The organism is Capnocytophaga sp. G1920 (assembly GCF_051417515.1).
Genome location: NZ_JBPRKH010000014.1, coordinates 40,777 through 53,093 on the forward strand (window position 1 = coordinate 40,777; position 12,317 = coordinate 53,093).

13 protein-coding genes and 2 tRNA genes are annotated in these 12,317 nt (G+C 38.3%); 1 reads left to right on the top strand and 14 read right to left on the bottom strand.

Annotated features, from left to right (window positions below):
- Positions 1 to 130: 130 nt before the first annotated feature.
- The 3 genes from ACSQ7D_RS08890 to ACSQ7D_RS08900 all read right to left on the bottom strand — a co-directional run bounded on the left by ACSQ7D_RS08890 (position 131) and on the right by ACSQ7D_RS08900 (position 2,147).
- Positions 131 to 203, bottom strand: a tRNA-Met gene (locus tag ACSQ7D_RS08890).
- Between the two features lie 70 nt (positions 204 to 273).
- Positions 274 to 1,383, bottom strand: coding sequence for an alanine racemase (alr, locus tag ACSQ7D_RS08895; protein WP_437136001.1), 1,110 nt, complete (start codon positions 1,381 to 1,383; stop codon positions 274 to 276).
- Positions 1,380 to 2,147 (bottom strand): enoyl-CoA hydratase/isomerase family protein, encoded by a 768-nt coding sequence (locus tag ACSQ7D_RS08900; protein WP_437136002.1) that lies wholly within the window; start codon positions 2,145 to 2,147, stop codon positions 1,380 to 1,382. Before ACSQ7D_RS08900 ends, alr begins: the two co-directional genes overlap by 4 nt.
- Before the next feature lie 89 nt (positions 2,148 to 2,236).
- Between ACSQ7D_RS08900 and ACSQ7D_RS08905 the strand changes: the two genes are divergently transcribed.
- Positions 2,237 to 2,310 (top strand) — tRNA-Ala (locus ACSQ7D_RS08905).
- Positions 2,311 to 2,448: 138 nt separating this feature from the next.
- Here ACSQ7D_RS08905 and ACSQ7D_RS08910 read toward each other — a convergent pair.
- From ACSQ7D_RS08910 to folE, 11 genes are all read right to left on the bottom strand, one after another.
- Positions 2,449 to 2,598 (bottom strand): hypothetical protein, encoded by a 150-nt coding sequence (locus ACSQ7D_RS08910; RefSeq protein WP_437136003.1) that lies wholly within the window; start codon positions 2,596 to 2,598, stop codon positions 2,449 to 2,451.
- A 164-nt stretch (positions 2,599 to 2,762) separates the two neighbouring features.
- Positions 2,763 to 3,677 (bottom strand): restriction endonuclease, encoded by a 915-nt coding sequence (locus ACSQ7D_RS08915; protein ID WP_437136004.1) that lies wholly within the window; start codon positions 3,675 to 3,677, stop codon positions 2,763 to 2,765.
- Between the two features lie 83 nt (positions 3,678 to 3,760).
- On the bottom strand, positions 3,761 to 5,074 hold the full coding sequence (nqrF, locus tag ACSQ7D_RS08920; protein ID WP_009410222.1) for an NADH:ubiquinone reductase (Na(+)-transporting) subunit F: 1,314 nt from the start codon (positions 5,072 to 5,074) through the stop codon (positions 3,761 to 3,763).
- Positions 5,058 to 5,801, bottom strand: coding sequence for an NADH:ubiquinone reductase (Na(+)-transporting) subunit E (nqrE, locus tag ACSQ7D_RS08925; RefSeq protein ID WP_009410221.1), 744 nt, complete (start codon positions 5,799 to 5,801; stop codon positions 5,058 to 5,060). The genes nqrF and nqrE overlap by 17 nt, the downstream gene beginning before the upstream one ends.
- Positions 5,802 to 5,821: 20 nt before the next feature.
- Positions 5,822 to 6,469 (bottom strand): NADH:ubiquinone reductase (Na(+)-transporting) subunit D, encoded by a 648-nt coding sequence (locus ACSQ7D_RS08930; RefSeq protein WP_009410220.1) that lies wholly within the window; start codon positions 6,467 to 6,469, stop codon positions 5,822 to 5,824.
- 6 nt (positions 6,470 to 6,475) lie between these two features.
- Positions 6,476 to 7,213 carry a Na(+)-translocating NADH-quinone reductase subunit C gene (locus tag ACSQ7D_RS08935; RefSeq protein ID WP_009421015.1) on the bottom strand — a complete coding sequence of 246 codons (738 nt, stop codon included), beginning with the start codon at positions 7,211 to 7,213 and terminating at the stop codon, positions 6,476 to 6,478.
- Positions 7,214 to 7,216: 3 nt separating this feature from the next.
- Positions 7,217 to 8,446, bottom strand: a complete 1,230-nt coding sequence (locus ACSQ7D_RS08940) for an NADH:ubiquinone reductase (Na(+)-transporting) subunit B (RefSeq protein WP_009421023.1) — start codon at positions 8,444 to 8,446, stop codon at positions 7,217 to 7,219.
- On the bottom strand, positions 8,443 to 8,967 hold the full coding sequence (locus ACSQ7D_RS08945; protein ID WP_009410217.1) for a ClbS/DfsB family four-helix bundle protein: 525 nt from the start codon (positions 8,965 to 8,967) through the stop codon (positions 8,443 to 8,445). The genes ACSQ7D_RS08940 and ACSQ7D_RS08945 overlap by 4 nt, the downstream gene beginning before the upstream one ends.
- Before the next feature lie 5 nt (positions 8,968 to 8,972).
- Positions 8,973 to 9,848, bottom strand: a complete 876-nt coding sequence (locus ACSQ7D_RS08950; protein WP_437136005.1) for a hypothetical protein — start codon at positions 9,846 to 9,848, stop codon at positions 8,973 to 8,975.
- Positions 9,849 to 9,888: 40 nt separating this feature from the next.
- Positions 9,889 to 11,244 (bottom strand): Na(+)-translocating NADH-quinone reductase subunit A, encoded by a 1,356-nt coding sequence (locus ACSQ7D_RS08955; protein ID WP_437136006.1) that lies wholly within the window; start codon positions 11,242 to 11,244, stop codon positions 9,889 to 9,891.
- 377 nt (positions 11,245 to 11,621) lie between these two features.
- Positions 11,622 to 12,293 carry a GTP cyclohydrolase I FolE gene (gene folE / locus ACSQ7D_RS08960; RefSeq protein WP_437136007.1) on the bottom strand — a complete coding sequence of 224 codons (672 nt, stop codon included), beginning with the start codon at positions 12,291 to 12,293 and terminating at the stop codon, positions 11,622 to 11,624.
- Positions 12,294 to 12,317: the final 24 nt, after the last annotated feature.

Below are 12,317 nucleotides of genomic sequence, written 5' to 3' on the forward strand. Positions count from 1 at the left end.
AAAAAGTGAAGAGATGTTTTCTATTTACGGCTACCTTCCTCGTGCAGAAAAATAGCCACAAATCCGACACACTTATTTTAAGAAGTTAGGCGTAATCAGTCTTTAAACCAGACTAATTACGCCTATTTTGTAGCGGGAACTGGACTCGAACCAGTGACCTTCGGGTTATGAGCCCGACGAGCTACCTACTGCTCTATCCCGCGATTTCTGGGTGCAAAAGTACAACCTTTTTTTTATATACCAAAATTTTTTAGGTATTATTTTTTACACTTTTCACTCTTCTATATATACTCTCTTGATTCTGTGCGCCATAGAGGTAATAAGTTCATACGAAATTGTCCCTGCCGATTCAGCCAATGTCTCAGCTGTATGCTCTTTATCAAATACAATTACCTCTCCTCCCTCTTCACAAGGAATATTAGTAACGTCTACCAATATCATATCCATACACACATTACCTATAATAGGCGCTTTCTTCCCATTGATAAATACAAAGCCTTTCCCCTTACCGTAAATACGGTTGATTCCATCAGCGTGACCTACTGGTATAGTGGCTGTTTTAGTAATATGGTCAGCAATGTAACCTCGATTATAGCCTAAACTATCACCTACTTGCAAAGTGTGTATTTGTGAGATAACACTTTTGAGAGTCATAATAGGCGTAAGATATTGTTGTAGCTGAGCGTCATTGGCAAAGCCGTACATTCCTATACCACAACGCACCATATCAAACTGAGCGTGGGCATAATTCAGTATACCTGAAGTATTACACTGGTGGTAAATTACTTTATGAGAGAAAGTTTTGTTTATCTTTTCTTGAAAAGCAATAAAAGTCTTAATCTGATTTTCAGTAAACTCTTTCTCATTCATATCCTCTGAAGCCGCTAAATGAGAATAAGCCGTTTTCACTGTCACTGTAGTATTATTTTTTAACAAAGTAAGCTCTTGGTCTATTTCATTTAAATCAAACCCCAAGCGATTAAGCCCTGTGTTACATTTAAGGTGCACAGGATATTTTACCAAATGGTGTTTCTCAGCATACTCCAAGAATAGCTTTGTAATACGCTGTGAATATAATGTCGGTTCTAATTGATATTTTACAATATCATCAAAATTAATAGGTTGTGGGTGTAACACCAATATAGGAAGTGTAATACCTGCTTCTCTCAGAGCTTTACCTTCGGAAGTGTAAGCAACGGCAAAGTAATTCGCCAATCCTTTTTTTTGCAAATGTAAAGCTATAGGCACCGAATTATTCCCATAAGAGAAAGCTTTTACCACTCCCAAAAACAAAGTTGTAGGTTTGAGTCGGCTTTTTAAGTAAAGAACGTTTTTTTCTAAGGCGGTAAGGTTAATTTCTAAAACGGTTTCTTCTGTTTTCATTTATTCTTCAATTTTTCTAACATTAATCTTGTTTGCTCTGAAAGTACTAATTTTCCTGAAATAGCTGCGTTATTTATGAGTTCTTGTTCCCAATGCTCAGTGTGTTGCCAAGTGATGCGTTTCATTTCCGACAAAGCTACTGGATTGGATTTCAGAAGCGTATCTATAAAATGGTCTATCGCTTCGTCCATATCTTTTGTATTTTCGAACACGCGAGCAATCAACCCTTTTTGTTGAGCCCAATAAGCACTTTTCCATTGGTCAGGAGCCATAAAAAGTTCGTTGAGCGTTGCTTGTCCGGCTTTACGTAAGATTGCAGGAGCAATCACAAAAGGGCCTATGCCCAGTGAGAGTTCCGATAGCTTGATACTCGCTGCTTCGGTAGCAAACACATAGTCTAAGGTAGCGAGTAAGCCCACTCCTCCGCCAACAGCCTTGCCTTGAGCGCGCCCAATAATAAGTTTTTTACAGCGACGCATCGCTAAAAAAAGATGCGCAAAGCCCTCAAAGAATCGTTTCCCTTCTTCTTCGTTGGTAACAGCTAAAAGCTCGTCAAAAGAAGCTCCTGCACAAAAAGCTCTATCACCTTCACTCCTGAGGAGTATAATACTCACTTCTTCATTTTCAGAAAGCGCATCAATTTCTTTGGTAAGTCTGTTTAGCAACTCCAAAGGGAAAGAGTTCGCATTAGGGTGTCCAAAAGTAGTAATAGCCAGTTTTTTATCTATTTTCGTATACAACGAACCTTGCAATCTATCAGTCATTGTTATTATAATTTTATGGCAAAAGTATAACTTTTTTCGCAAATAGGTTTGGTAATTAGAAAAAATATTTTACCTTTGCGCTTGCAAACGGGGATGTAGCTCAGTTGGCTAGAGCGTTTGGCTGGCAGCCAAAAGGTCGTGGGTTCGAGCCCCATCTTCTCCACAAGCAAAAAAGATGATTAAAAGTTCTTCTTTTAATCATCTTTTCTTTGTTTATTCTTCTTCTGTCTGCGAAGCTCACTCTGTTTATCTTTCATCATTCCTTCATTCATTGTTCATTCGCCTGAGCAGCTTACACCGTTTATTTTTCGTTATTCCTTCGTTCTTTGTTCATTTGCCCGTGCGGCTCGCACCGTCTTTTGTTCGTCTTTTGTTCGTCTTTTGTTCGTCTTTTGTTCGTCTTTTGTTCGTCTTTTGTTCGTCTTTTGTTCGTCTTTCCTATAAGGTTCATATAAGCTTTGTTTAAGCTCTCTCTACCTTGCTACCTATGCGACCCACACCGTTCTTTATTCGTTTAAGAGTCGAATAGAATATTCCTCTGTTCTAATGTTTGTGAATATATCGCGTACACATAAGCTAATTTATATATGTGATAGACAACAATTTCTAATTTTACTAATCATTAGTCCCTAAAAAGTAAATCGAGTGTAAGGGAAGTCTATTTTTTTCATCATCAGACATTTTGTTATAGTATTGCTGCCATAAAGCTAAAAAACGTTCAAAATCTATTAGTTCAATATGTTTATCTGTATTTCGTGCTTCACTTATTGCATAATTACTAAACTCTCCTGAGGTTACAAAAATACCTACATCAGTATTTCTCTTCATCGTTCCTGCCAGTCTTTGAATATCATCAGAGGAAATTTTAGATTCTGGTTTATGCTTAACTTGTACAATTATGCGAGGAGGTATTACTCCCAAAGGGTCTGTATAAGCAATAATATCGATTCCTCCATCTCTTCCTTTGGGTGATATGTGAGAAATATGATACCCCATTGACTTTAAAAGAATAGCTACTAAATCTTGGAATTCGTAAGGATTCTTTTCTATGACAAATTCTCTAATTCCTTCTAATGCTCTTGTTTCATACTGTTCTAAAAGAACTGACTGTTTTTGTGTATTCTCTTCATTCAATGACACTGTATCATTATCCAAATCTGAGGGTTTATCTTTATTGACCCTATTTTTAGTATCCCATTCCCTATACTTTTGATTTGCCATTTCTAAAAGCTTTTCAGCTCCTTGTTTCATAGCTTCTTCCCCTTCTTGAGTTAGATACCAAACCCCTGCCTGTTTTGTCAAAAAACCCGCCTTCATACAATCAATAGTATAAAAACTAAGAATTGCTTCCCATCTTACATAACCCGTCTTTTCAAAAATATGGTTCTCATAATCATCAAAGGAAGTAGTATTTCGAATTTCATCTACTATCTGTTTTCCTCGCATTTTACCTCCATTTTCTTTCAGTATTTTAAAAGCAGCATAAATTACTTTTTGTGCAATTATCTTTGATTTTGATTCTTTCTTCATACTTACATCAATTTTATGTCGCAAAGATAATAAAAAAATCCGACTTATCGCTAAGTCGGATTTTTGTATAATGCAGGTAGTTATTAACCACCAAAGTCGTCGAAACGAATGTTTTCATCGGGCATACCAAAGTCTTGTCCCATTTTCTGAACGGCTTTGTTCATCATTGGAGGACCGCAGAAGTACAATTCTATATCTTCTGGAGCTTCGTGTTTGCTCAAGTACTGTTCAATTACAGCGTTGTGAACAAATCCTAAGAAGCCATCGCCTTCAGGATCATTAATATCTTTCTTCACTTTCCAGTTGTCTTCAGGTAGTGGTTCAGAAAGTACAATAAAGAATCTAAAGTTAGGAAACTCGCGCTCCAATTCACGGAAATGTTCTACATAGAACAACTCGCGTTTTGAACGACCTCCGTACCAATAAGTAACTTTCCTATTAGTTTTTAAGGTTTTAAAAAGGTGATACAAGTGCGAACGCATAGGCGCCATACCAGCTCCCCCTCCTACATATAACATCTCAGCGTTAGAATCATTGATGAAGAATTCGCCATAAGGTCCTGAGATGGTTACCTTGTCACCTGGTTTACGTGAGAAGATATAAGAAGAAGCTACCCCAGGATTTACGTCCATCCATCCTCCTTTAGCTCTATCAAAAGGAGGCGTAGCGATACGCACATTCAACATTATACGGCGTCCCTCTGCTGGATAGGAAGCCATAGAGTAAGCACGCTCTGCCGGTTCTGGATTCTTCATTACAAGAGGCCATAACTTAAACTTATCCCACTCCATTCTGAACTTATCAGGCTCTCCTGGGTGTTCTTTAGGGTGTGCAGTGATATCAATATCAGAATATTTAACTTCACAAGCAGGAATTTCAATCTGAATGTATCCTCCTGGTTTGTAGTCCATATCCTCTGGGAGTTCTACCACAAACTCTTTAATAAACGAAGCCACATTATAGTTGCTCACTACAGTAGCTTCCCATTTCTTGATACCAAACACTTGTTCTGGTACGCCTATTTGCATATCTTGTTTTACTTTCACTTGGCAAGCTAAACGCATACCTTCTTTGAGTTCCTTCTTTGTAAAGTGAGGCGTTTCTGTAGGAAGAGCCTCTCCTCCTCCCTCATACACGTGGCATTTACATTGTAAACAAGAACCCTTACCACCACAAGCTGATGGCAAGAAAATCTTCTCGTTACCCAAAGTAGAAAGCAATGAACCGCCGATAGGCACTTCAATTACTTTGTCTTTATTAATTGTAATTTTCACAGGTCCCGATGGGGTTAGTTTCTGTTTTACGTAAAGCAAAATAGCTACTAACAGCAGGATTATTACCAATAATCCTATTACCGTTACCGTAATAGTTGTTAATATTTCACTTGCTAATATCATTGCTTAAATCTTTTGTGTTATGAGCTAATTTATCAGTTTTAACTTCTTGTTGGATAGTAGTCTCTTGTTTAGGAGCTTCTTTAGCTTCCTTTTTGCTGCTACCACCTGTAAGCATACCACCAAAACTCATAAAGCCGATAGCCATAAGCCCTGTAGTGATAAAGGTGATACCCAAGCCACGCAAGGGTGCAGGTACGTGTGAATAACGTATTTTCTCACGGATAGCTGCCAACGCTAAGATAGCGATAGCCCATCCCAATCCTGAACTGAACCCGTAGGCTACTGAAAGACCAAAAGAGTGAATAGTTTCCTCACGTGATTGCATAAAGAGTGACCCTCCCAAGATAGCACAGTTTACAGCTATCAAAGGCAAGAAAATACCCAACGAGTTATATAACGATGGAGAAAACTTCTCTACAATAATCTCTACCAACTGCACCATCGTAGCTACAGTGGCAATGAATAAGATATAGGTAAGGAAGCTCAAATCATAATTAGCATACTCTGGACCTAACCAAGCTAAAGCACCTTCTTTGAGGATATACTGGTTCAACAAGTAGTTCATAGGTACGGTAAGAGTCTGTACAAAAATAACGGCAGCTCCTAAGCCTATGGCAGTAGATACTTTTTTAGACACAGCCAAGTACGAACACATACCCAAGAAGGTAGCGAAAATCATATTCTCTACGAATACCGATTTAAAAATCAGTGTTAAATATTCTAACATTTTCTTTTCTTTTTAAATGATTAATGACTGTCTTCTATCAAGGCTTTATTACGTGAACGTTGTACCCACACTACTATACCGTAAGTTACTAATGCCATAGGCGCTAACAACATAAAACCGTTGTTTTCATAGCCCCAAGCATATACACCTGTTTTCTTAATAGGGTCTCCTAATACTTGGAAACCGAGCAAAGTGCCTGAACCTAATAGTTCACGGAAGAAGGCGACGATAAGCAAAGCGATAGAATAACCACCTGCATTACCAATAGCATCTAAGAACGATTTTCCTGGAGGATTTCCTAAGGCAAACGCCTCAAAGCGTCCCATCAAAATACAGTTAGTGATGATAAGCCCTACATATACCGATAGCTGTTTGCTAAGGTCGTACACATAGGCTTTCAGCACAAAGTCCACCACGATTACCAAAGCAGCTGCTACAATTAGCTGGGCGATGATACGGATTTTAGGTGGTATTACATTTCTAAGTAAAGAAATGGTTACGTTACCCATTACAAGTACAAAGGTAAAGGAAAGACTCATTACAATAGCGGCTCTCAATTGCGCTGTAATCGCTAAAGCTGAACAAATTCCTAATACTTGTACCGTTACGGGGTTGTTATCCCATAAAGGGTCGGTTACTAATTTTGTATCTTTTTTTGATAGTCCCATAGTCTCTTATTTGTTTAAACTTTTAATATAGGATATATAAGGCTCTATGCCATCGCGTATCATTGCTTGCACTCCATTACCAGTAAGGGTAGCTCCTGCAATAGCATCTATTTTCCCATCTTCTTTACGTTTGTTTTCAGGGTCACCATTGCTTTTTGATATTTGAATGCTTTGGAAATTACCAGCAGCATCTAAGAGGTGTTCCCCAATAAAGTCGTCCATAAAGAAACGTTCTTTGATATTAGCTCCCAAACCAGCAGTTTCTCCCTTGTGGTCAAAGAAAACGCCACGTACGATAAGGTCTTTATCTACGGCTATATATCCCCAAATAGCATCCCACAAACCACGTCCGTTTACGGGAATGATGTAGAGGGTAGTTCCATCTTTTTCACCTACATAAAGAGGCAAACCTTCGCGATGACCATTGAAGTTGATAAGGTCGTTAGCACCTTCTACTTTTTCAGCGGTATTTCCTTTGATAAGGTATTGTTCTTTCACATAGTTAGGGAACTGTTTTTCAGCATCAGTTGTAGAAAGAAACTCTACTTTACCACCTCCGAGCTCACCTTGGTTGTGATTTACACCCATAGCGTAGAGAATGTTTTGTTTCTTTTCTAACTTTTTATTGTTACTGATATCGCTGCTCAATGCTGACGAAATACCAGCGAGCAAAGCTCCTACGATTACCACCATTATAATGGCGAAAATCACTGTATACGAATTACTTTCTGTTTTTACTGCCATAATTTATGCGGTTTTAGTAACTGTTTTTAAACGTTTTTTACGACGAGATACATTAGCTTGTACTACGAAGTGGTCGATAGTAGGAGCCAATACGTTCATTAATAGGATAGCAAGCATTACCCCTTCAGGGTAAGCAGGGTTGAAGCAACGGATAGCAATTGCGATGAAACCTGCTAAGAACCCGTAGATATACTTTCCTTTCGTAGTTTGTGCTGCTGTAACTGGGTCGGTAGCCATAAATACAGCTCCGAAAGCCAAACCTCCAATGAGCAAGTGTTGATAAGCTGGTACACTCCAAATAGTGTAGAACTGAGTACCTACCATACTTGGTGCTAAAGCATTGAAGATAGCGCCCATTACCCAAGCTCCTATAAACATACTAACCATCACACGCCAAGAAGCAATTTTAGTATAGATGAGGAATAAACCTGCTAAGAGGATAATGATAGTAGAAGTTTCACCTACTGAACCTGGGATAAACCCGAAAAGAAGGTCAGAATCGGTGTAGTGAATAGGGTGTCCTTGTGCCAAGTTACCCAAGATGGTTTCGCCTGAAACCGCATCTAAGTTTGCTCCAGAAGCAATTTCTTTAGAACGATCTAATACACCTGTTACCCATACTTTATCCCCTGTCATTGAAGTAGGATAAGCAAAGAATAAGAAGGCGCGAATGGTAAGCGCAGGGTTTAAGATATTCATACCTGTACCTCCGAATACCTCTTTACCAATGATTACTCCAAAGGCTACTGCTACAGCAAGCATCCAAAGTGGAATATCTACTGGAACGATAAGTGGCACCAACATACCGGTTACCAAGTATCCTTCCTCTACTTCGTGACCACGAATGGTAGCAAATATAAACTCAATGCCCAACCCTACTACGTACGACACTACTACAAGAGGAAGTACTTTTATAAAACCAATACTAAAGTTTGTCCAATTCCAAAAATCTCCACTACAAAAAGCTAAGCCTTCAGCGGGGTGTGTTAAGTGACCGAAAGCCACTTCGTGCTGGTAACCTATATTGAAAATACCGAAAATCAAACAAGGAATTAGTGCCAAAACCACCATATTCATTGTTCGTTTTAGGTCGTCAGCAGCCTTAATGTGAGTACCTCCGTGGGTTACCTCATTAGGCGTATAGAGGAAGGTGTGGAGCGCGTTGAAAGTCGTCTCCATCTTCGTTCCTTTATACTTTTCTTTTAATGTATTTAATTTACTTTTTAAACTCATTTTCTTGATGATAAGTAATTATTCTTTTTTATTGATTTACGAATTAGTTTTAAAGCCCAATCGTAATGACTTGATGTTGCCGAAACTAAATAAGAACCTAACGAAGTCGTCTTTGTCCAAGGATATCTTTTCTTTGTAAAAAGTTCCTCATCAGTATGACTTTCTATAATATGAAAAACCTTACTATGTGAATCTTTAAACAGAGAAAACATTTTAGAAAACGGTACCTTTTGGCAACTCTTCCATATCTCTCGATTTAATTTAGGAGTGTCTTTCATAGTATAACCCTCTTTGGGTATTTTGGGTTTACCTCCTTTCATTCCTTCCTCATACCAAGATAAAAAAAGCAAATGCCAATGATATAAATGCCCGAGTACATCTCGGAGATTTCGATTCATTGTTCCCTTAGGAAACTCCTTTTCTCGTTTGTCTTCGGGAATAGTATCAATCAAAGAAATCAATTCATTGTAATTTCTTTCTGCTGATACTACAAGCCCTAATTTAGATTGCGGACGTGCCATAATGTTTAGATTTTACTTTTCAATAAGTCATAAACAGTTTTATCAATACTGAGATATTTTATAAAATCTTCGGTATCAAACTCTATCTTATCTTTCTTATTCTTTTTTGCTGTAGCGTTAGAAACTGAAAGATAATACTCATTAGCCGAGGTATACAAAGTAAAAACACTATGGTTAGTTCCTTTATCACCTCTTTGAATAACTGTAGAAAGTTGTTCCCAATTACCTTGTTCTGCCTGTTGTTTAAAGTCACTTACATTTTCTATATAAGAAAAAGCAGGTAATTCTTCTTCTTTAAACCACTCATCTGCAAGCTCGTTAAAAGGCTCTTTAGCTCTACCTACAGAGGCAACTATTCCCATAATCACAATTACTAAGAATTCAATTATCCAAATAATAGTAAGGAAAACTCCACTCACAGTATTCCCTTTTATAGTCCACGTCCCTTCTTCATTGATAAGTCCTATCAATCCAAAAAGGTCTGATGGATGCCCTAATAAGTACAGCAATTGTTCAATTTGCACATTACTTATAGCTACACCTATTTGCTTATTACCATACACTTCACTTGTATTAATAGCCAAATCAGCCCATACTACCCATTGCAGATAATAAGCAACAAGTGATGCTATGAGAGCAAACAAAATAGCTAAGCCATAATTACGTACTTTACCCAATCTAACTACTAAATAACCAACAGTAATGGCTATAGCAAAACCAAAACCAAATGTTACTAAGAAGTTAAGATATATAATTGGGATATACCATATTAAGTACGCATAGATGGTTGCTAATATAGGCAATGCTACTGTACATACTAATATGAAATACACAAATGATATAGGTGAAAACTTCCCTGAAGGTTTGTAATAATTAGACATATTTCAATTATTTAAAACTGTTTACTTACTTTTATATGAATCAACCTAATTCCGCCATCATTAAATCAAGTCCATCTCTGATAATTTGCTGATGTGGTTGTTTAGATACACATACAAATTCAGTAAGTGCAAAATCTTCTGGTGCTACTTCGTAAGCTCCTAAGTTTTCCAACTCGTCCAAATCCTTATACAAGCAGGCTTTGAGCAGTTGCATCGGATAAATATCCAACGGGAAAACCTCTTCGTACATACCTGTTACCACAAAAGCGCGTTGTTCACCATTGGTATTGGTATTGAGGTCGTACTTTTTCTTAGGGTTCAACCACGAGAAAGTAAGCGAACGTGTAAGCGAAATTTTGTTGGCTACTGGTTTTGCCCAACCGAACAAATCATAATCATTTCCTTCGGGAATTGCTGTAATTTGGTCGTCGTAAAAACCTAAGAAGCCTGTTTCACTCACCTTAGTACCAGTAAGCACATCACCGCTAATAATACGGGTTGCAGCCACGTCTTTTACCTGGCTACCCACGACGCCAGTGATTTGAGCTCCAGCAAGGGCTGTAACATAGTGAGGTTTCTCAATGCGCGAACCTGTAAGAGCTACTGTACGGGTGAGGTTCACTTTACCTGTTAAGAAGAGTTCTCCTATCACCACCAAATCTTGAGGCGTTACCACCCATACCACTTCACCTTTGTTTATCGGACTGATTTGGGCTATTTGTGTACTGACGTTCCCTGCTGGGTGAGGTCCTGACACATTGTGCACCACTATGCCCTTAAGGTTGCGGAAAGGTGACAACGAGCTGTCTTTGAAAACGGACACGTGTACTTTCCCTGTGGTGAGTTTAGCTAAGGCGGTAAGAGCGGTTTGCAGAGCTTGCTCTTTTCCTTTGAGCACATAGTCGTAATCGGGAGCGAGCGGATTGGTTTTGCAAGCCGACACAAAGATAGCCTTAGGCTTCCCGTCGGGATTGGCAATCACGTCATAAGGGCGTTGTTTGATAAAAGGCCAGCAACCTGCTGAAAGGAGGTGTGCCTTAATATCTTCACCCTGCATCTCTTCTACGTCTTTCTTCCCATAGTCTTTGAAGGTTTGTTCTTGACTGGGCGCAATGTGTATTTCCAACACTTTACGACGCTCACCTCGTACAATCTCCTTGATGGTACCACTTACCGGAGAAGGGAACAATACACGCTCATCACTCTTTGAAAAGAATAGTGCTTCACCTGCTTTCACTTCATTACCCTCACGCAATAAAAGCTTAGGAATAACACCGTGAAAATCATTGGGTTTAATACCATACAAAGAGGCAAGCGGAAGCTGTTGTGTAGTTTTATCAGCTTCGCCTTCCAAGTGTATGTCTAACCCTTTTCGAATGCGGATGTCGTTTGACATATAAATAATATTAGTTAGTTTTATTAAATTAGGTGCAAATATACAAATTTATTTTTGATTTAAAATAATCTACTCCTTTTTTTTAGCTCAATATATCAAATTTACGTATAATATCTTCCTATTTCACAGCTAAAAAATAGCCCCCTATTTCATCTATAAACTTTTAAAATTCAATATTTAAACTACTACTCTTTACCTTTACTCTTTCCTAAAATCTTTATTCATAAAAAATACCCCTAAAAGTATCTAAACTTTTAGGGGTATTTTATTCTTTTAATTAACATCTGCTCAATATAACAAATATTATTTTCTATTGCCTGCCGTGCTACAGCGTTCTGAGGGACAACATCACCTCCTTACAGCAAACTTACATTAGTTTAATGGAATCTTGTGTCTAATTTTATATATTCTAAGAACTCCTTTCTTACCTCAGGGTCTTTGAATTTACCACCAAACTCAGCAGTAACCGTACTGCTATCAATATCTTGTATACCGCGAGAGTTCACACATAGGTGTTTGGCATCTATAATACAAGCCACATCTTCGGTACCGAGAGCGCGTTGCATCTCTTGTACTATTTGCTTCGTAAGGCGTTCCTGCACTTGCGGACGTTTCGCATAGTACTCTACAATACGATTCATCTTCGAAAGCCCTAACACTTTACCGTTAGAAATATAGCCCACGTGAGCACGCCCCACAATAGGTAACAAGTGGTGTTCACAAGTGGAATATACTACAATATTCTTCTCTACCAACATCTCACCATAATGGTAAGAGTTCTCGAAAGTAGACATCGAAGGTTTGCGCTCTGGTAATAAGCCTCCAAAAATCTCTTTTACAAACATCTTAGCTACACGTCTGGGAGTGCCTTTCAAACTATCATCGGTTAAATCCATTCCCAAAGTATGTAAAATAGCACGTACGTGAGTTTCTATTTCTGCTATCTTTTCGGTTTCACTCATCTGAAAAGCATCTGCTCTAAGTGGTGTAACTGCCGAAGTTGCTATATGGTTATCTCCTAATATATCTTCTTCTTGATTTTTATTCATTGTTCTTTATCTTATGAAAATGCA